Annotated in this window: 20 protein-coding genes; 4 read left to right on the top strand and 16 right to left on the bottom strand. The window is 71.8% G+C overall.

All coding sequences use genetic code 11. From position 1 onward, the window contains the following. Nucleotides 1-213: 213 nt before the first annotated feature. On the bottom strand, nt 214-1005 hold the full coding sequence (locus ACZ6RT_RS13140) for a thioesterase family protein (RefSeq protein WP_399187395.1): 792 nt from the start codon (nt 1003-1005) through the stop codon (nt 214-216). 316 nt (nt 1006-1321) lie between these two features. Here ACZ6RT_RS13140 and ACZ6RT_RS13135 point away from each other — a divergent pair, with 316 nt between their 5' ends. After that, nucleotides 1322-3277 (top strand): DUF3352 domain-containing protein, encoded by a 1956-nt coding sequence (locus ACZ6RT_RS13135; protein ID WP_470153565.1) that lies wholly within the window; start codon nt 1322-1324, stop codon nt 3275-3277. Between the two features lie 123 nt (nt 3278-3400). Here the strand turns inward: ACZ6RT_RS13135 and ACZ6RT_RS13130 are convergent, their stop codons facing one another. The 6 genes from ACZ6RT_RS13130 to clpS form a co-directional block, all read right to left on the bottom strand. Beyond that, nucleotides 3401-4348, bottom strand: a complete 948-nt coding sequence (locus ACZ6RT_RS13130; protein WP_470153563.1) for a PLP-dependent cysteine synthase family protein — start codon at nt 4346-4348, stop codon at nt 3401-3403. Between the two features lie 108 nt (nt 4349-4456). Next, nucleotides 4457-4735 (bottom strand): MoaD/ThiS family protein, encoded by a 279-nt coding sequence (locus ACZ6RT_RS13125; RefSeq protein ID WP_344888062.1) that lies wholly within the window; start codon nt 4733-4735, stop codon nt 4457-4459. 6 nt (nt 4736-4741) lie between these two features. Further along, nucleotides 4742-4960: a hypothetical protein gene (locus ACZ6RT_RS13120; protein WP_470153561.1), complete on the bottom strand. Its 219-nt coding sequence runs from the start codon at nt 4958-4960 to the stop codon at nt 4742-4744. 27 nt (nt 4961-4987) lie between these two features. Then, nucleotides 4988-5431: a M67 family metallopeptidase gene (locus ACZ6RT_RS13115; protein ID WP_344888059.1), complete on the bottom strand. Its 444-nt coding sequence runs from the start codon at nt 5429-5431 to the stop codon at nt 4988-4990. A gap of 9 nt (nt 5432-5440) precedes the next feature. Then, complete coding sequence (locus ACZ6RT_RS13110; RefSeq protein ID WP_344888056.1) at nt 5441-5965, bottom strand: DUF2017 domain-containing protein; 525 nt, start codon at nt 5963-5965, stop codon at nt 5441-5443. Nucleotides 5966-6101: 136 nt separating this feature from the next. Next, nucleotides 6102-6389: an ATP-dependent Clp protease adapter ClpS gene (clpS, locus tag ACZ6RT_RS13105; protein WP_344888582.1), complete on the bottom strand. Its 288-nt coding sequence runs from the start codon at nt 6387-6389 to the stop codon at nt 6102-6104. A 40-nt stretch (nt 6390-6429) separates the two neighbouring features. Here clpS and ACZ6RT_RS13100 point away from each other — a divergent pair, with 40 nt between their 5' ends. Then, the gene (locus ACZ6RT_RS13100) at nt 6430-7719 is read left to right on the top strand and encodes a nicotinate phosphoribosyltransferase (protein ID WP_399187403.1); all 1290 of its coding nucleotides are present in this window, start codon (nt 6430-6432) and stop codon (nt 7717-7719) included. A 4-nt stretch (nt 7720-7723) separates the two neighbouring features. Beyond that, entirely contained in the window at nt 7724-8299 is a 576-nt protein-coding gene (locus tag ACZ6RT_RS13095) for a nicotinamidase (RefSeq protein WP_470153559.1), read from the top strand. A gap of 6 nt (nt 8300-8305) precedes the next feature. Here the strand turns inward: ACZ6RT_RS13095 and ACZ6RT_RS13090 are convergent, their stop codons facing one another. Beyond that, nucleotides 8306-9013 (bottom strand): hypothetical protein, encoded by a 708-nt coding sequence (locus ACZ6RT_RS13090; RefSeq protein ID WP_470153557.1) that lies wholly within the window; start codon nt 9011-9013, stop codon nt 8306-8308. Nucleotides 9014-9222: 209 nt separating this feature from the next. Here ACZ6RT_RS13090 and ACZ6RT_RS13085 point away from each other — a divergent pair, with 209 nt between their 5' ends. After that, nucleotides 9223-9627 (top strand): hypothetical protein, encoded by a 405-nt coding sequence (locus tag ACZ6RT_RS13085; RefSeq protein WP_470153555.1) that lies wholly within the window; start codon nt 9223-9225, stop codon nt 9625-9627. 95 nt (nt 9628-9722) lie between these two features. Here ACZ6RT_RS13085 and ACZ6RT_RS13080 read toward each other — a convergent pair whose 3' ends face one another. The 8 genes from ACZ6RT_RS13080 to ACZ6RT_RS13045 all read right to left on the bottom strand — a co-directional run bounded on the left by ACZ6RT_RS13080 (nt 9723) and on the right by ACZ6RT_RS13045 (nt 18531). Then, the gene (locus ACZ6RT_RS13080) at nt 9723-11474 is read right to left on the bottom strand and encodes a DEAD/DEAH box helicase (protein ID WP_470153553.1); all 1752 of its coding nucleotides are present in this window, start codon (nt 11472-11474) and stop codon (nt 9723-9725) included. Nucleotides 11475-11686: 212 nt separating this feature from the next. Further along, nucleotides 11687-12373 carry a hypothetical protein gene (locus ACZ6RT_RS13075; protein WP_399187413.1) on the bottom strand — a complete coding sequence of 229 codons (687 nt, stop codon included), beginning with the start codon at nt 12371-12373 and terminating at the stop codon, nt 11687-11689. A 97-nt stretch (nt 12374-12470) separates the two neighbouring features. Beyond that, nucleotides 12471-13868, bottom strand: coding sequence for an MFS transporter (locus tag ACZ6RT_RS13070; RefSeq protein WP_470153551.1), 1398 nt, complete (start codon nt 13866-13868; stop codon nt 12471-12473). Beyond that, nucleotides 13865-14719, bottom strand: coding sequence for a zinc metalloprotease (locus tag ACZ6RT_RS13065; RefSeq protein WP_399187417.1), 855 nt, complete (start codon nt 14717-14719; stop codon nt 13865-13867). Before ACZ6RT_RS13065 ends, ACZ6RT_RS13070 begins: the two co-directional genes overlap by 4 nt. A gap of 96 nt (nt 14720-14815) precedes the next feature. Further along, nucleotides 14816-15067: a DUF3039 domain-containing protein gene (locus ACZ6RT_RS13060; protein WP_399187419.1), complete on the bottom strand. Its 252-nt coding sequence runs from the start codon at nt 15065-15067 to the stop codon at nt 14816-14818. A 199-nt stretch (nt 15068-15266) separates the two neighbouring features. Beyond that, on the bottom strand, nt 15267-15845 hold the full coding sequence (locus ACZ6RT_RS13055) for a YqgE/AlgH family protein (RefSeq protein WP_344888026.1): 579 nt from the start codon (nt 15843-15845) through the stop codon (nt 15267-15269). Nucleotides 15846-16077: 232 nt separating this feature from the next. After that, on the bottom strand, nt 16078-17490 hold the full coding sequence (locus tag ACZ6RT_RS13050) for an NAD-dependent malic enzyme (protein WP_399187766.1): 1413 nt from the start codon (nt 17488-17490) through the stop codon (nt 16078-16080). A 105-nt stretch (nt 17491-17595) separates the two neighbouring features. Further along, nucleotides 17596-18531 (bottom strand): tetratricopeptide repeat protein, encoded by a 936-nt coding sequence (locus ACZ6RT_RS13045; protein WP_399187421.1) that lies wholly within the window; start codon nt 18529-18531, stop codon nt 17596-17598. Nucleotides 18532-18588 lie beyond the last annotated feature (57 nt).

The following is an 18588-nucleotide window of genomic DNA, read 5'->3' as shown; positions in this document are numbered from 1 at the left end:
CCGACGCAGACGTGTACTTTCCATGACATCTTTCGTCGGCCGCCCCGCGGGAAACCCCTGCCCCGCGCGTCCCTCCGGGTCCGCGCGGGCGGGGCGGGCCCAGGGCGCGCAGGCCGGCTCCGCGCGGGCCGGGCTCCGCGCGGGCCGGGCTCTGCGCGGGTGGGACCAGGCCGCGCGGGCGAGGTCAGGGCCCGCGCGGGTGGACGGGGTCCGTCAGCCGCGGCCGACGCGGGCCAGCTGGCGGGACTGGGCGACCAGGCGACCGGCCGAGTCCCAGACCTCCACGTCCTCGTCGAACCAGCCGTCGCCGATCAGGCGGCCCGACCCGATCAGGGTCAGCCAGCCGGGGGCGGGCAGGGCGCGCAGGTGCCAGGTGAGGTCCACGGTGGGGGCCCAGCCGCGCTCGCCCGCGGAGAAGACCACCGGCGGCAGGGCGTCCACGGCCAGCGCCAGCACGTACGGGTCCGGGTCCTGCGGCTCGGCCATCCGGAAGTGGGCACGGGCCTCGGGCCGGCCGGTGGGCTCGCCGGTGAGCCAGCCGACGGTGGGCGGGTCGAAGGCCATCTCCATCTGCGCGTTGAGCGTCATGCCGGACTCGGGCCTGGGGTCGGGCAGCCGGACGCACTCCTCGACGGGCGGCATCGCCACCGACGGGCCGTCCGTCCACCTCGGTTCTGCGCCCGTGAGGGTCGCGGTGGTGACGAGGGCCTCGATGTAGGACGCGTCGTCCTGCAGCAGGGTCGCCCGCGCCATGGTGGCGGTACGGCCGGTCTTGATCTGCTCCACCCGCACCCGGGCGGGGCCGGGCCGGGCCGCGCGCAGGAACTGGACCGAGGTGGTCACCGGGTGCTCGTGCGGGGAGGCGTCCACCACCGCGCGCAGCAGCACGGCCATCAGGTAGCCGCCGTTGATCGGCCCGCCGATCGAGTACCCGGGGTCGAGACAGACGTCGTACATGGTCTCGTCCACCCGGATGGCCGCCGTCGCCTCGTCGAACTTTGTCATCCACGCTCCCGAACCTTGTTCTAGAGGGGACACTTTACCGATTCCGTACGCCCTCCGCCTCCCCGGCCCCCCGGCCCGGCCCCGCGGGCGGGCCACCGGGATCGGCGAGAGCGTGACCCGACCGGAACCGGCGGGGACGGCGGCACGGAGCGTCTTCCCGATCGTCGGCGCGGGACGGCCGGGCAGGTCGGGGCCCCGGGGACGGGCCGCGAGGCGATTTAGACGGACCAAACGTGTAGTTAGTTCAATGCAAGCGGACTGCTAGCAAAGTGCACTAACTTCATCCATATCCGCGAAATCCACATTGTGAGTGAGCATGCCTGCCAACAATCCCCCCGACCAGACGCCCACGCCGGGGCAGCAGCCCGACAGGACGATCGCCTACCGCTGGAATGAGGGTGCGCAGCACAACGACCAGCCGCACACGCAGGCCCACCCGCAGGGCCAGGCCGGATACTCCCAGCCCGGCGGCCGGCAGGGGCAGCCCTACCCGCAGCAGGGCGGGCCCTACGGGCAGCACACCCCCGGCCAGTCCGGTCAGCCCTACGGGCAGCAGGGGTACGGGCAGCAGGCGGGCCAGCCGTACGGGCAGCAGAACAACTACGGCCAGCAGGCCGGTCAGCCCTACGGCCAGGCCGGTCACCAGCAGCAGGGTTACGGTCAGCAGGCCGGTCAGCCGTACGGCGAGCAGACCTACGGGCAGCAGACGCACGGGCAGCAGGCGGGCCAGCCGTACGGGCAGCAGAACAACTACGGCCAACAGGCCGGGGGCTGGCAGCAGCAGGGCCCCGACTTCCTGAGCGCCGGTCCGCCCGCCGGACCTCCCGCCGCCAAGAAGCGCAGGGGCTGGCTGTTCGCGGTGATCGCCGCGGTGGTCGTGGCCCTCGTGGGCGGCGGCGGCGTCTTCGCGGCCAGCATGCTCAGCGGTGGCGGCACGCAGCCGCACGACGTCCTGCCCTCCAACGCCATCGGCTACGTGCGGCTCGACCTCGACCCCGCGGCGAACCAGAAGGTGGCGCTGTTCAGCATCGCCCGGAAGTTCACCGTCACCAAGGACTCCTTCACCGGCGAGGACCCGCGCCAGGCCGTCTTCGACATGCTGAAGAAGGGCAACGCCGACGACTTCGGCGCGATCGACTACGCCACCGACGTCGAGCCCTGGCTCGGCGACCGCATCGGCCTCGCCGCCCTGCCCTCGGGCAAGGGCGCGGCGGTTCCCGGCGTCGTGGTGGCGGTCCAGGTCAAGGACCAGGACCAGGCCAAGGCCGGCATCGCCAAGCTGATGGGCAAGGAGAAGTACGGCATCGCGTTCCGCGACGACTACGCGCTGCTCACCGCCACCCAGCCCGAGGCCGACCAGGCCGCGGCGGCCGCGCCGCTGAGCGAGAACGCCTCCTTCACCGACGACCTGGGCGCCCTCGGCGAGACCGGCGTGCTCTCCTTCTGGATGGACGCGGGCAAGATCGCGGCGCTGGCCCCCGAGCTGGCCACCCAGGACCCGGCCACCCTGAACCAGATCAAGAACGTCCGGGTCGCGGGCGCCCTGCGCTTCGACGGCGAGTACGTCGAGCTCGCGGGCATCAGCCGCGGCGCCCAGAGCCTGGACATGGGCACCCCGGAGGCGTCGCGGATCAGCACGCTCCCGGCCTCCACCGCGGGCGCGGTCTCCTTCTCCGGTCTCGGCGAGGTGATCGGCAAGCAGTGGGCGCAGATCATGAAGTCGGCCGACCAGGCCGCGGGCGGGAACGCCGGCTTCCAGCAGTTCGCCGACCAGGCCCAGCAGAAGTACGGGCTGCAGCTCCCCGCCGACCTGGTGACGCTGCTCGGCAAGAACATCACCCTGGCCGTGGACGCCAACGGCATCGAGAGCAACCAGCCCCGGTTCGGCGCGAAGATCGTCACCGACCCGGCCAAGGCCCAGGAGGTCGTCGGCAAGATCGAAAAGTTCCTCGTCGACTCCGGGGCCGCCACGCCGCAGCTCGCCAAGGTCGCCGGTGACGGGACCTTCGTCCTGGCCGGCTCCCAGGACTACGCCGCCGAGCTCGGCAAGGACGGCGGCCTGGGCGACAGCGAGACCTTCCAGCTCGCCGTCCCCGACGCCGACAAGGCCACCTTCGCCGCCTATGTCGACCTGGACAAGGTGGAGAAGCTCTACCTCGGCACCCTGCAGGGCGAGGAGCGGGCCAACCTCCAGGTGCTCCGCGCCGTGGGCATGAGCGGCACCCAGTCCGGCAGCGAGGCCAGCTTCTCGCTGAGGCTGCTGTTCAACTAGCCCTCACCGGTACCGGCGGACGAAAAAAGGCCGGCCCCCGATCGGGGGCCGGCCTTTCCGGTTCTTCCGGGCCTCGGACCCGTCCTCCCGGGGCCTCCCCGGAGGGGACGACCCGGCTCGGGATCAGGCCCAGAGCTGACCCTCCAGCCGCTCCTCGGCCTCGTCCAGCGTCCCCTCGTAGGCACCGGTGGACAGGTACTTCCAGCCGCCGTCCGCGACCACGAACACGACGTCGGCCCGCTCCCCCGCCTTGACGACCTTGGCCGCCACGCCGAGCGCCGCGTGCAGGGCGGCCCCGGTGGAGACGCCCGCGAAGATCCCCTCACCGTCCAGCAGCTCGCGGGTGCGGCGCAGCGCGTCGGCGGAGGAGACGGAGAACCGCGTGGTCAGCACGTCGGCGTCGTACAGCTCGGGGATGAAGCCCTCGTCCACGTTGCGCAGCCCGTACACCAGCTCGCCGTACCGCGGCTCGGCGGCGACGATCTTCACGTCGGGGACGTGCTCGCGCAGGAACCGGCCGACGCCCATCAGGGTGCCGGTGGTGCCCAGGCCGGCCACGAAGTGGGTGACCGACGGCAGGTCCGCCAGGATCTCCGGCCCGGTCGACTCGTAGTGCGAACGCCAGTTGGCCGGGTTGCCGTACTGGTAGAGCATCACCCAGTCGGGGTTCTCCGCGGCCAGGCCCTTGGCGACCCTGACCGCCTCGTTGGAACCGCCCGCCGCGGGCGAGGAGATGATCTTGGCCCCCCACATCCGCAGCAGCTGGCGGCGCTCCTCGGAGGTGTTCTCCGGCATCACGCAGATCAGCCGGTAGCCCTTGAGCCGCGCCGACATCGCCAGCGAGATGCCGGTGTTGCCGCTGGTGGGTTCGAGGATGGTGCAGCCCGGCCGGAGCAGCCCGTCCTTCTCGGCCTGCTCGATCATCCACAGCGCCGGACGGTCCTTGATCGAACCCGTCGGGTTGCGGTCTTCGAGCTTGGCCCAGACCCGCACGTCCTGCGAGGGGGACAGCCGGGGCAGGCCGACCAGAGGGGTCCGGCCGACCGAGTCGATCAGTGAGTCAAAGCGCATGATGTACGGCTTCCGCCTCGGGGTGACATGCCTGGTGGTGCAGGCCGGGGCCTACGGCACGCGCCGACCGGCCCGCGAGGTGCGCGGGACGGGCGGCGTCGCGCTCCGCTAGCGGGAACCGCCGGCCACGGCGGGCAGCACGGTGACCGTGTCGCCGTCGGCGACCGGGGTCTCCAGCCCGCCCAGGAACCGGACGTCCTCGTCGTTCAGGTAGACGTTCACGAAGCGGCGGAGCGCGCCCTTGTCGATCAGGCGCTCCTTGAGGCCGGGGTGGCGGGACTCCAGGTCACCGATCAGCTCCTCGAGCGTGGCGCCCTTGGCGTCCACGGCCTTGGCGCCGTCGGTGTAGGTGCGCAGGATGGTCGGAATGCGAACCTCGATGGCCATCGCGGGTCAATCTCCTTGTGTCGTCATGGGAGTGCAGCCCATCGGATCAGAACACCGGTGGGCACCGGGGGATTCCAGCGGAACCGGCCGGCGACACTCGTAGACGACGACGGAGGGCGTGTGCGCGAACAGGAAGTTCTGCACGGGTGCGACGCCCGCGTGCCGTGCCCGGGAGCCGGGACGCGAGAGCACCACGTCCTCCTGGCTCGGGGCGGCGATCGACATGAGGACCAGTTTACCCAAAGGGACGATTCACCTCGCGTCCGTACCGGGTGAGGACCCCGCGGGGGTGATCGTCACCTCCTCCTCGCTCACCACCCCGTCGACGATCCGGTACGAGCGGAACTCGGCCTCCTCGCCCAGCTCCTCACGGGTGGAGACCAGCACGTAGTGCGCGTTCGGCTCGGAGGCGTAGGAGATGTCGGTGCGCGAGGGGTAGGCCTCGGTGGACGTGTGCGAGTGGTAGATCACCACCGGCTCCTCGTCGCGGTCGTCCATCTCCCGCCAGACGCGCAGCTGCTCCATCGAGTCGAACCGGTAGAACGTCGGCGACCGCTCGGCGTTCTCCATCGCGACGAACCGTTCGGGAGAGTCGGAGCCGATCGGCCCGGCGATCACCCCGCAGGCCTCGTCGGGGTGATCCGCCCGAGCGTGCGCGATGATCCGGTCGACCAGTTCCCGAGAGATCGTGAGCATAGGGGGAAGTTACCAAAGGGCCCGGACCAGGGTGTCCTGGAGGTAGGTCAGCCAGTCGTAGATGACGTACGCCGGATAGCGAGGATCGTTCTCCGACATGTCGGCGATCTCGTCGTGCACCTCCTCGGTCACCTCCAGCCGGGTGCCGAGCGCGAGACGCACGTCGTTCAGGGCCCGCATCCACGCCTGCGCCTGCTCCCTGGTCAGCTCGACCCGGCCGGCCTCGGCGCTGTCCAGCATGGTCCTGGCGTCGGCCCGCTTGCCCTCGCGCAGCGTCGCCTCGGTGTAGCGGCGGAACTCCGCGGCGTCCTCCCCGTCCTCGTACGCCGAGGGGAACAGCCGGGCCAGCACCGGGTCGTTGGACTGCTCGGAGGAGCCGATGCCCAGGGCCTTCTCCAGGGGGTCGTCGCCGGTCTCGCCCGGCTCGATGAGCCCCAGGATCTGCGTGACCAGCGAGCGCAGGATCGACACCTCGGCGGCGTCGAAGACCGTGATCACGCCGCCTTCCGGGCCCTGCCTGAATCCCGAACTCATCTTCCGCCCACCGTTCCTCGCGGACCGCGCCAAGGACCCGTCCGCCCCTGGGACCCCGTCCGCCCTCCGGATCCCGTGCGCCCTTCGGACCCCGTCCGCCACAGGGGGCACGGACGGCACCGGCCCCGCCGTCCGCTCACGAATCCCGCTGGACGGTCGCCCAGAGCCCGTAGGAGTGCATGATCTGCGCGTCGCGCTCCATCTCCTCGCGGGTGCCGCTGGAGACCACGGCCCTGCCCTTGTGGTGCACGTCGAGCATCAGCTTCTCCGCCTTCTCCTTGGAGTATCCGAAGACGGACTGGAAGACGTACGTCACATAGGACATCAGGTTGACCGGGTCGTTCCAGACGATCGTCAACCATGGCAGATCGGGTCGTACGTCGATTGACGGACGCTCGACCTCCGTTGGAGCGGTGCTACCCACATTCACCAGTCTGCCCTACCCCGGGCTTAGTCTTCGACTCGTGACAAAGAGCATGAGCACCGCGTTGCTTACCGATCACTATGAGCTGACGATGCTGGAGGCCGCCCTGAAAAGCGGCGCCTGGAGCAGGCGGGCGGTCTTCGAGGTGTTCGCCCGCCATCTCCCGGACGGGCGGCGCTACGGCGTCGTCGCCGGGACCGGCCGGTTCCTGGACGCCCTGGAGGCCTTCCGCTTCGACGAGGAGACGCTGGAGTTCCTGCGCGCGAGCCAGGTGGTCGACGAGCCCACCCTGGAGTTCCTCGCCGGGTACCGCTTCTCCGGGCGGGTGGACGGCTACGCCGAGGGCGAGTGCTACTTTCCCGGCTCCCCGATCATGACGGTGGAGGGGACGTTCGCCGAGGCGGTCCTGCTGGAGACCGTGATCCTGTCCATCTTCAACCACGACTGCGCGATCGCCTCCGCGGCCGCGCGGATGGTCCACGCCGCCGGGACCAGGCCGCTCATCGAGATGGGCTCGCGGCGCACCCACGAGTCCTCCGCCGTGGCCGCCGCGCGGGCCGCGTACCTGTGCGGGTTCTCCGCCACCTCCAACCTCATGGCGGGCCGGACGTACGGGGTCCCGACCGCCGGGACCGCGGCCCACGCCTTCACCCTGCTGCACGACTCCGAGGAGCAGGCCTTCCGGGCCCAGCTCGACTCCCTCGGCGCCGCCACCACGCTGCTGGTGGACACCTACGACGTGACCGAGGCCGTACGGACCGCGGTGGAGCTGGCGGGACCGACGCTGGGCGCGATCCGCCTGGACTCCGGCGACCTCGCCCAGATGGCCCACGAGGTCCGCGAGCAGCTCGACGGGCTCGGCGCCCACAAGACCAGGATCATCGTCACCAGCGACCTCGACGAGTACGCCATCGCGGCGCTGTCCGCGGCGCCGGTGGACGGCTACGGCGTCGGCACCTCGCTGGTCACCGGCTCCGGCTCCCCCACCGCCGCCATGGTGTACAAGCTGGTGGCCCGCGAGGACGCCGAGGGGGTCATGCGGCCGGTGGCCAAGAAGTCGGTGGGCAAGCCCAGCCAGGGCGGGCGCAAGACCGCCTTCCGCGAGCTGGAACCGGACGGCACCGCCGCCGCCGAGGTGGTCACCGTCTCCGGCGAGCACCCGGACGGCGCCCGCCCGCTCCAGGTCCCGCTGGTCAGGGACGGCGAGGTCGTCGGCCGCGAGGGGCTGGTGACGGCCCGCGCGCGGCACCGCGAGTCCCTCGCCGAGCTGCCCCCCAACGCCCACCAGCTGTCCCGGGGGTACGCCGCGATCCCGACCGTGTTTGACTAGCCCCATGCCAACCGCACTGATCATCGTCGACGTCCAGAACGACTTCTGCGAGGGCGGCAGCCTGCCGGTGGGCGGCGGCGCCGAGGTGGCGGCCGCCATCTCCCGGCACGCCGCCTCCCACGGCTACGACCACGTCGTGGCCACCCGCGACTATCACGTGGACCCCGGCTCGCACTTCGCCGCCGAGCCCGACTACGTCACCTCCTGGCCCGTCCACTGCGTCGTCGGGACACGCGGCTCGGACTTCCACCCCGCCCTGGAGGTCGGACGCGTCGAGGAGGTGTTCAGCAAGGGGGCGCACGCCGCCGCCTACAGCGGCTTCGAGGGAGCCGCCCCCGACGGCACGAGCCTGGCCGACTGGCTGGACGAGCGCGGCGTGGACACGGTGGACGTCGTCGGCATCGCCACCGACCACTGCGTCCGGGCCACCGCCCTGGACGCGGTCGCACACGGCCTCTCCGTCCAGGTGCTGCTGGACCTCACCGCCGGGGTTGCCGCCCCGACCACCGAGGCCGCCCTCGCCGAGCTCGGCTCCGCCGGAGCCCGTCTCACCGGCACCCCGGTGGTCCGCCCGGCCTGAGACCTCTCAGGCGGCGGGCATGCCCAGGAAGAGGATGATCCGGTCGAGCTTCCCGTCCATGACCCCGAAGTCCTGCTTGAGCCCGGCGACGTCCTGCTTGACCTCGACCATGTCCACCTTGAGCTCGGCCACATCCTGCTTGAGCTCACCGACGTCCACCTTGAGACCGGCCACGTCCTCCTTGACCTCGGCCATGTCCACCTTCAGGACGGCCACATCCTGCTTGACCTCGGCCATGTCCACCTTGAGCTCAGCCACATCCTGCTTGACCTCGGCCATGTCCACCTTCAGGACGGCCACATCCTGCTTGAGCTCACCGACGTCCACCTTGAGACCGGCGACGTCCTCCTTGACCTCGGCCATGTCCACCTTCAGGACGGCCACGTCCACCTTGAGCTCGGCGACGTCCTCCTTGACCTCGGCCATGTCCACCTTCAGGACGGCCACGTCCACCTTGAGCTCGGCGACGTCCTGCTTGACCTCGGCCATGTCCACCTTGAGCTCGGCCACGTCCTGCTTGACCTCGGCCAGCTCCTCCTTCGTGGCGCACCTGGCCACTTCCTGCCTGACCTCGGCCAGTTCTTCCTTCGTGGCGCACTTCGCCACGTCTCGTCGTAGCTCGTCGACATCCTGCTTGGTGGCGAGGGTGTCCATCTTCGCCATGATCTGCTCGAACATCGGAGCCACGTACTCCATGATCTCGGTACGAATCATCTCGGCCGACACGCGTCCTCTTCGAAAGAAGGATCAGGGGGAACCGGTGAGAGGGCCCGGTGTTGTTGCGGCGACAGACTACCAAGGGCGTTCACTCTGAGCATCCGAACGATTACCCGATCGGCATGGATGGGTAAACCCGGCGGACACCAGGCAGGACAGGAGTATTACAGGGAGTGAATATCTCTCACTACCGGTGGTGACCTCACATGTTCGTACTCGGCGTCTCCTGGCTCGTCCTGACCCCGCTGTGCCTGTGGAACCTCTTCCGCGGCGGGAGGCTGGTGCGGATGACGAGCGTGCTGGCGCTGGTCGCGCTGGAGGGGGCCACGATCTGGGCCACCGACGCCGCCCGCCTCCCCTCGCGGACCCCGGTCGTGGCCGCCTCCTCGGCCGCCGTCCAGGGCCAGGCCTCGTCCGCCGAGCCCGAGGCACAGCAGGCGGCCCGGCGGGACGTGCGGGCCGACTCCTGTGCCGGCTCGGCGCCCACGCCGCAGCGGGTACGGCCCGCTCGTCAGCGGGACGCGTCGCGGGGCGTGACGCCCTTCTGGACGGACGGGACGGACGGGTGCGCGACCGTGGTCCTGCGCCACCGGAACCGCGCCGTCAGGTGACCGGACGGCCCGCGCCCGCGGCCCGAGCCGTCCTTCCCTCCGATCCGGCCCGAGTCGCCAGCCCCGCCGTCCGGGCCGTCCGCCCCGGTGGCCGGTCAGTGGGAGCGCTGGGTGGCCCAGTGGCGGATCTTGGCGATCCGTTCCTGGATCTGCTCGGCGGACGCCTGCGCGATGGCCGGGCCGCCGCAGGATCTGCGGAGTTCGGCGTGGATGACGCCGTGCGGCTGGCCGGTGCGGTGGTTCCAGGCGCCGACGAGACCGTTGAGCTCCTTGCGGAGGGCGGCGATCACCTCGTGCGGGGCGACCTCCGGCTCCTTGGGCTCGGGCTTGCCGCGCCTGGCCTTCAGCTGGTCGGACTGGCGCTTGCTGAGCAGGGTCCGGACCTGGTCGGGCTCCAGCAGGCCGGGCAGGCCGAGGAAGTCCTCCTCCTCGGCGGAGCCGGTCTCCGCGGCGCTGCCGAACTCGCCGCCGTCGAACAGCACCCGGTCGAAGGTGGCGACCGCCTCCAGGGTCTCGAACGGCAGCTCGTCGCCCAGGACGTCGGGATTGTCCTTCTTGCGCTGGGCGTCCTCCATCAGGAGGTCGTCCAGCCCCTCCTCGGGCGGCTTGCGGTCGAGCACGTGGTCGCGTTCGGCCTCCATCTCCCCGGCCAGCCCCATCAGGGTCGGCACGGAGGGCACGAAGACGGATGCGGTCTCGCCCCGTTTGCGGGCGCGGACGAAGCGGCCCACGGCCTGGGCGAAGAACAGCGGGGTCGAGATGCTCGTGGCGTAGACGCCGACGGCCAGGCGCGGGATGTCGACGCCCTCGGAGACCATCCGGACCGCGACCAGCCAGCGCTGTTCGGAGGCGGAGAACTCCTTGATCTTCTTGGACGCCGTGGGGTCGTCGGACAGCACGACGGTGGCGCCCTCGCCGGTGATGGTCCGGATGTGGCGGGCGTAGGCGCGGGCGGTCTCGTGGTCGGTGGCGATGACCAGGGCCCCGGCGTCGGGAACGCCCCGGCGCACCTCGGTCAGCCTCCGGTCGGCGGCCCGCAGGACCTGGCGGATCCACTCGCCCTTCGGGTCGAGCGCGGCCCGCCACGCCTGGCCGAGCTGGTCCTTGGTGAGGGGGGTGCCCAGGGTGGCGGCGATCTCGTCGCCCGCCCGGGTCCGCCAGCGCATCTCGCCCGCGTAGGCGAGGAAGATGACCGGCCGCACGACGCCGTCGGCGAGCGCCGACCCGTAGCCGTAGGAGTAGTCGGAGACGCTGCGCCGGACCCCGTCGCCGTCCTCGGCGTAGGTGACGAAGGGGATGGGGTTGACGTCGGACCTGAAGGGGGTGCCGGTCAGGGCGAGACGGCGGGTGGCCGGTTCGAACGCCTCGCGCACCCCGTCGCCCCAGGACTTCGCGTCGCCCGCGTGGTGGATCTCGTCGAAGATCACCAGGGTCTTGCGGGCCTCGGTGCGGGCACGGTGCAGCGCGGGGTGCATGGCCACCTGGGCGTAGGTGATGGCGACCCCGATGTAGTCGCGGGAGGTGGCGCCCTGGCTGTTCTTGAACTCGGGGTCGATCGCGATGCCGACCCGGCTCGCGGCGTCCGCCCACTGCTGCTTGAGGTGCTCCGTCGGTGTGACGATCGTCACAGCGCGGATGATCCCCCGCGACAGGAGGTCGCTGGCGATGCGGAGCGCGAAGGTCGTCTTACCCGCTCCCGGGGTGGCGACCGCGAGGAAGTCGCGCGGCTCACGGCGGGTGTACAGGTCAAATGCCTCCTGCTGCCACGCGCGAAGCTTCGGCGCGGTGCCCCAGGCGGCACGGTCCGGATACGAGGGCGGCAGGTGGGATGCGGCGAAAGTGCTCACAGTGTCCCCAGCGTAATCGTCGTCGCCGACAGGACGTGCCGATCGGCCGAGATCCTCGCCAAGGCTCCTCCGGCGTGCTAGGGGCCCGCGAAGCCCTGTCCGGCGGGCCGTACGGCCCGGTGACCTGGGCGGGGGGGCCGTCGTGGCGGGGGTCGCCGCGGGGCCCGGCGGGGCGGGCCCGCGACGAGAAGGACGAGGAGAGGGATCACCTCTCAGCGCAGGCCCGCGATCACCGTGTTGATCTCGGCCCTGAAGGCCGGGTCGTCCGGCTGGGCCATCCCGACCACGACCACCGGCCGGCCGCGGCCGACCAGGAGCGCCACGCGCAGGTAGGACGGCCGGTTCACCACGTCCCGGTACTCGGCGCGCAGGGAGCGGGTGTACCCGGTGCGCGGGCCCACCGAGATCTCGGTGTCGTCCACGACCTTCACCTCGTCGCCGTGCAGCAGGAGCCGCGCGTACAGCTCGCTGAGCTCGACGGTGGTGGCGCGCACGTCGGAGGCGGGCTCCACCGGCATGACCATGACGGTCGTGTTGGCGCCGTCGCCCACGACCGAGGTGAACGCGGTGACCGGTGGCGTCATGCCCGCGGACCAGCTGTCGGGCAGCGGGTAGCTGACCCCCGCGACCGGATCGGTCACCCGGCCCGGAGGCGTGGTGGGCAGCGCCCACAGGACCAGGGCGACCACGCCTGCGAGGACGGCGCCGACGGCCGCCAGGGAGAGCAGGACGACCAGCACGCGGCGCAGGCGCCCGGGCTCGCGCTCGGGCGGGGCGACGGGGGTGCCGTACCAGCGGGCCGAGGGAGGAAGGTCGTCACCCGGCTCGGGGATCCGGGGCGGCCAGGTGAGGTGCGAGCGCTCGTCCGGCGGATCCGATCCCCGGGATCGTTCGTGCACGGCGCCTCCTGCAAGCGGTCAGGTCATACCGTCCTACCACGCCCGCGAGGGCGCGGTCCGGCCATGCGCGAGCGCTGTTACGCCAGTGACCAATGAGTCAGGAGATGTCCCGCATCCGGCCGGCCACGATCACCCCGAGCAGTCCTATCGAGGCCATCAGCACGGTGAGCGTGGCGTAGCCGGTGCCGATGTCGTCGTGGCCGATCAGGTTGACGATGACACCGCCGAAGCCGATCGTGAGCGCGCTGCCCAGGGTGTCGACGACCTGGAGCGCGGCCGAGTTGGCGCCCTGCTCGGCGTCGGGCGACTGGCGCATCGCGGTGATGTTGACGCTGGTGGTGCCGATGCCCATGCCGAACCCGGCGATCACCCAGGCGGGCACGGTGATCCAGCCGGTGACGCCGGGCACCAGCGCGAGCAGGGTGAGCAGGATGCCGGTGGTGATCGCGGCGGCGCCGATCCGTACCAGCAGGGGACGGTCGTAGGAGCGGCGGCTCTGCAGGTAGGAGCCGCTCGTCCAGCCCAGGGCGCCGATGGTCAGCGCGATGCCGGCCTGGCCGACGGAGAAGCCGCGGACCTCGGTGAGGACCAGCGGGATGAAGGCGTTGACGCCGAAGAACGCCGAGGCGAGCACCCCGCGCATCATGAGCGTGGTGGGCAGGCCGCGGCCGAACCGCAGGGCGCCCGGGGGCAGCAGCCTCGGCAGCCCGGCGCCGAGGGCCACCAGGCCGAGGACGACGGCGACCGCGCCGGGCAGCGGGGTCTGGTGGAGGCGGTCCGCGCCGTACAGCAGCACTCCGGCGCCGACCGCGGTGGCGGTGGCGGCCAGGCTCATCGCCAGCGGCCGGGAGCGCGGCCCCGCGGGCACGGGAGCGGCGGCGTCGTCAGGGTCCCGTCCGCCGCGCAGCGCGGGCAGGAGCATCACGAGGGCGGGCACGACCAGCGGGACGATGCCGTAGAAGACCCACCGCCAGCCGACGGTCCCGGCGATGAGGCCGCTGAGGCCGGGGCCGACCAGGGCGGGCAGCACCCAGGCGGCCGAGAGCGCGGCGAAGATCCGGGGCCTGGTGGCGGGGACGTACACGCGCGCGATCATCACGTAGATCGCCACGATGACGGCGCCGCCGCCGAGGCCCTGCACGGCCCGCGCCACGATGAACAGTTCCTTGGAGACGGCGGCCCCGGCCATGGCCATGCCCGCGGTGAAGAGCCCCACGCCGAGCAGGAACGGCCAGGCGTGCCCGCGCCGGTCGGACCAGAGTCCGGCGACGACGTTGGCGAGCAGCCCGGCGATGAGGAAGGCCGAGAAGCTCACCCCGTACAGGTCGAGGGCGTCGAGGTCCTTGGAGACGGCGGGCATGACGGTGCCCACGGACATGCCCTCGAAGGCGATCAGCGTGACGACGAGGATGATCCCCAGCGAGGCGGTGCGGTACTCGGGGCCGAAGACCCTGGGGACCTCGTGTGTAGCGTCAGGTGTCTTCGGTACTGTCACCCGTCAAGGGTAGTGTTCGCCTCCGCTGCCCGGTACGCGGCCCACATCTGCCGCATCCGCATGGCCTGACCTGCGGTGAAGCCGGACATGCAGCGGTCGTCGGAGTAGTCCATGAAGTTGTGGACCGGGTCCGGCCCGTCGCCCTCGCAGGTGTCCTTGACCGGCGGGCAGCCCTCGGTGGGGCGTCCCTGGGGCGAGGTGTCGGCCACCCCGTCGCCCATCGCCTCACAGCCCTTCTCGAAGGTGTGCAGCAGCCCGAGCCAGTGGCCGATCTCGTGGACGCCGGTGAACCCGCGGTCGAAGCTGCGCATCGCCCCGCCGGGCAGGCTGCGCCAGTCGACGACCACGCCGTCCAGGGTGGGCGCCTTGGTGTACCCGTGCGGGTAGGTGGAGTAGCCGAGCACCAGCTCGCCGAGCTGGGCCAGGTAGAGGTTGAGGGTCTCCGGGCCGCCCCGGCGCAACCGCTTGATTTCCCGCTCGTGGACGACGGGATCGCGGAACCAGGCCGCGTTGACGGTACGGGTGACGCCGTCCAGCCTGAACCGGATCCCGGTGTCGGCCCCGCCGAGCTTCCCGGAGTAGGCGGCGTTGAGCGTGGCGATCTGGTCGCGTACCGCGGTCTCGGGGGCGCCCAGGCGGCCGTCGGTGAGGACGTGCACCCAGGTGGGCACGGTCACCGGGAGCGTGAGCGGCACGGCCGGGCCACCGGGCGACGCCGGAGCGGCCGGGCCCGTGGCCTGCGCGGGGACGGCGGGTCCTCGCGGCGGCTCCGGGGCGGCGTGCGCGCGGGGCGCGTCGACGCCCACCGTGAACAGGCATGCGGAAAGAACGGCGATCGCACGCCGAAACATGGACTCCCCCGACAGATCCAGGCGCTGGTCGTTTCGCCGCCCCCCGGCGACATCCCGACCGTAGCCTCATCCGCGGCGATCACCCGCGAGCAACACTCATTCCTTGTTGCCGTCTTCGCCCTTCGGCAGGCCCGAGTAGATCTCCTTGCACTCCGGGCAGACCGGGAACTTCTGGGGGTCGCGGTTGGGCACCCAGACCTTCCCGCAGAGCGCGCGGACCGGAGATCCGCTCAGCGCGCTCTCCATGATCTTGTTCTTCTCGACGTAGTGGGCGAAGCGCTCGTGGTCGCCGTCGCCGTGCGACAGGTCCGGGCGGACGTCGCTCTCAGGGAGAATCTTCGTACTCACCCTGGCGATTTTATGCCCGCGAGCGCCCGTCCTGGCCACCGGTGGCCGGGGAGGGCCGTCGAAGGGTCGCCGAAGGGCCGCCGGATCACACGGGACGGGCCGCCGGGAGGATCGCGGGATCACGCGGGACGGGGGACCGCGGGACGGCCGGACCGCACGGAACGGGCCACCGGGAGGGCCCGGCGGATCGCGTGGGCCGCTAGTTCATCGAGGGGTCGTCCGGGCAGGTGGCCACGTAGGCGAGCTCGCCTCGCTGGCGGCGCAGCACCGCCCGCCACAGCGACTCGGGATCGTGGTGGAAGGTGTCACCGGGCTCGGACTCCACGACGTACCAGGCGCCCTCGCCGATCTCGCTCTCCAGCTGCCCGGCCGACCAGCCGGCGTAGCCCGCGAAGATGCGCATCTGGGCGATCTCCCCGGCGAGGATCTCCGGGGGCGCGTCGAGATCGACGGTGCCCAGCCTGGACACCGCCGCGATGCCCGCGTGCAGTCGCCGCCAGCCCAGCGGTTCCTGCCCGCTGGGCACCGCCGCCAGCGCCAGGGCGCTGTCGGTCTGGACGGGCCCTCCCTGGAACAGCACGGACGGGCCGGTGACCATGGTGTCCCAGGTGGGAAGCACCTGCGTCACCGAGATGTCGCTGGGTCTGTTGAGCACCACGCCCAGGGTGCCGCCGTCGAGGTCGTGCTCCAGCACCAGGACCACGCTGCGCCGGAAGTTGGGATCCTCCAGCTGCGGGGTCGCCACCAGGAGTCCACCGACGTAGATCGCCTCCGCCATACCTCCATCATGAGGGGTGAACCCCCCTGAGCGCTGCTCCCCCCTGCCTTTCCGATGCCCGGACCTCGGTCCGTGTCACCGGCCGCGCACGCCGGGCCACTCCGCGGAGCGTACGGGCCCGTGACGACGCCCGCGACGACGCCGGATCCGCGTCCCGGGACGCGGATCCGGGCACGAGGTCCGGGCACGAGGTCCGGCCGTGCGGTCCGGGCACGAGGTCCGCGGCCCGCCGTCAGGCCTCGGTCATGCCGGTACGCGCCCGGCCGCCGGCCGACTCGCGTACCGCCGCCGCGACGGCGGCCGAGACGTCCGGGTGGAACACGCTGGGGACGATGTAGTTGGGGCCGAGCTCCTCGGCGGTCACCACGGCGGCCAGCGCCTTGGCCGCGGCCAGCAGCATCTCCTGGCTGACGATCGTGGCCTGGGCGTCGAGCAGGCCGCGGAAGACGCCGGGGAAGGCCAGCACGTTGTTGATCTGGTTCGGGTAGTCCGAGCGGCCGGTGGCGACCACGGCGGCGTGCTCCCGGGCGGCGTCGGGCGAGACCTCCGGCTCGGGGTTGGCGAGCGCGAAGACCACGGCGTCCTTGGCCATCGTGGCGATGTCGTCGCCGTTGAGGATGCCCGGCGCGGACACGCCGACGAACACGTCGGCGCCCTTGACCGCACCGCGCAGGTCGCCGGAGTAGCCCTCGGTGTTGGTGTGGTCGGCGATCCACCGCAGCGACTCGTCCAGGTCGTCGCGCCCGCGGTGCACCGCGCCCAGGTAGTCGCAGACGATCACGTTGCGCGCGCCGGCCGCGAGCAGCAGGCGCAGCACCGCCGTACCGGCCGCGCCCGCGCCGGCCAGGGCGATGCGGACCTCGCCGAGGTCCTTGCCGACCACGCGCAGCGCGTTGGTGAGCGCGGCGAGCACGCAGATCGCGGTGCCGTGCTGGTCGTCGTGGAAGACCGGGATGTCCAGCAGGTCGCGCAGCCGCCGTTCCACCTCGAAGCAGCGCGGCGCCGAGATGTCCTCCAGGTTGATGCCGCCGAAGCCCGGGGCGATGATCTGCACGGTCCGCACGATCTCGTCGACGTCCTGGGTGTCCAGGCAGATCGGCCAGGCGTCGATGTCGGCGAACCGCTTGAACAGCGCGGCCTTGCCCTCCATGACGGGGAGCGCGGCGGCCGGGCCGATGTTGCCCAGGCCGAGCACGGCCGAGCCGTCGGTGACGACCGCGACGGTGTTGCGCTTGATGGTGAGGCGGCGGGCGTCCTCGGGGTTGCGGGCGATGGCCATGGAGACCCGGGCCACACCGGGGGTGTAGGCCATGGAGAGCTCGTCGCGGTTGCGCAGCGGCACCTTCGACTTCATCTCGATCTTGCCGCCGAGATGCATCAGGAAGGTGCGGTCGGAGACCTTGTGGATGACGACGCCCTCGACGCCCTCCAGCTTGTCGACGATCGCCTGCGCGTGGTCGGTGTCACGCGCGGCACAGGTGACGTCGATGCGCAGCGTCTCGTGCCCGGCCGTGGTCACGTCGAGCGCGGTGACCACGCCTCCGGCGGACTCTACGGCGTGGGTGAGCTGGCTGACGGCCTTGCCGCCGGCGGGCACCTCCAGGCGTACGGTGATGGAGTACGACACACTCGGCACGGTGGCCACAGCCAATCCGCTCCTTTGCGACTGACTTTGGTTGGGATGACTCCCATCGTGCCACCACCGGCCGGGTCCGTGCGCCCCGCTCGGCGTCGCGAACCCGGCGGGAGGTCAGAACAGCGCGCTGGCCAGGTTCCTGCGGGCCCGCACGATGGACGGGTCGTCGCCCGGGAGGGTGTCGAACAGGCCGAGCAGGTGCACCCTGGCCCTGTCGCGGTCGGCTCCCGAGGTGCGGCGCACCACGTCGACGAGGCGGTCGAAGGCCCTGTCCACCTCCCCCGCGAGCATGTCGAAGTCGGCGGCCAGGAGCTGGGCCTCGATGTCGGCCGGGTCGCCCAGGCGGCTCTGCAGGTCGGCCGGGTCGACGTCCTGCGTCCGGCGGATCAGGCCGAGACCGGCCAGGCCGAGCTTGGCGTCCTGGTCGTTCGGGGAGCGGGCCAGCAGCCGCTCGTAGGCGGCCACGGCACCGTCGAGGTCACCGGCGTCGACGGCCCGCTCGGCCGCGAGCACGTCCGGGTCGACGGGGGGCTCCTGCGCCTGCTCCTGCCCCTGCTCGGGCTCCTCGCCGGGGGGCGGGAGGTACTGGGCGAGGGCCTCCATGAGCTGCGACAGCCAGTCGCGCAGCTGCGGCTCGGTGGCGATGCCGGGCACGACCGCCACCGGCTGCCCCTGGAAGATGGCGTACAGGGCGGGCACGTTCTGCACCCGCAGGGCCTGGGCGATCTGCGGGCTGAGCTCGACGTCGACCCTGGCGAGGGTGAACCGGCCGGCGTTCTCCGCGGCCAGTTTCTCCAGCAGCAGGCTGTACTGCTTGGCCTGCTCGGCACGGGTGACGGTGAGCTCCAGCAGCACGAGGCCGTTCATGGAGCGTTCGACGACCTCGGCCGCGAAGTTGGCGTCGTCGACGTCGAGGACCGGCGCCGGAACACCGCCGGTTTCCTGCGCGGCGGTCTCCCGCCGCGCCTGTGCCTCAAGTGCCTGCTTGCGTGCGCCGAGGTCCACGGCGCCGTAGAGCGATCCGGGTCGAGTGAAGTCCGCTGGGCTCATGCTCCAATCCTGCCGTATCCCGGTCGATGCCCCGGTCCGTCGCCGGAAGGTCCGCCG

Source organism: Streptosporangium sp. NPDC050148 (genome assembly GCF_055586505.1).
This window is presented reverse-complemented; position numbering and strand designations above follow the sequence as displayed.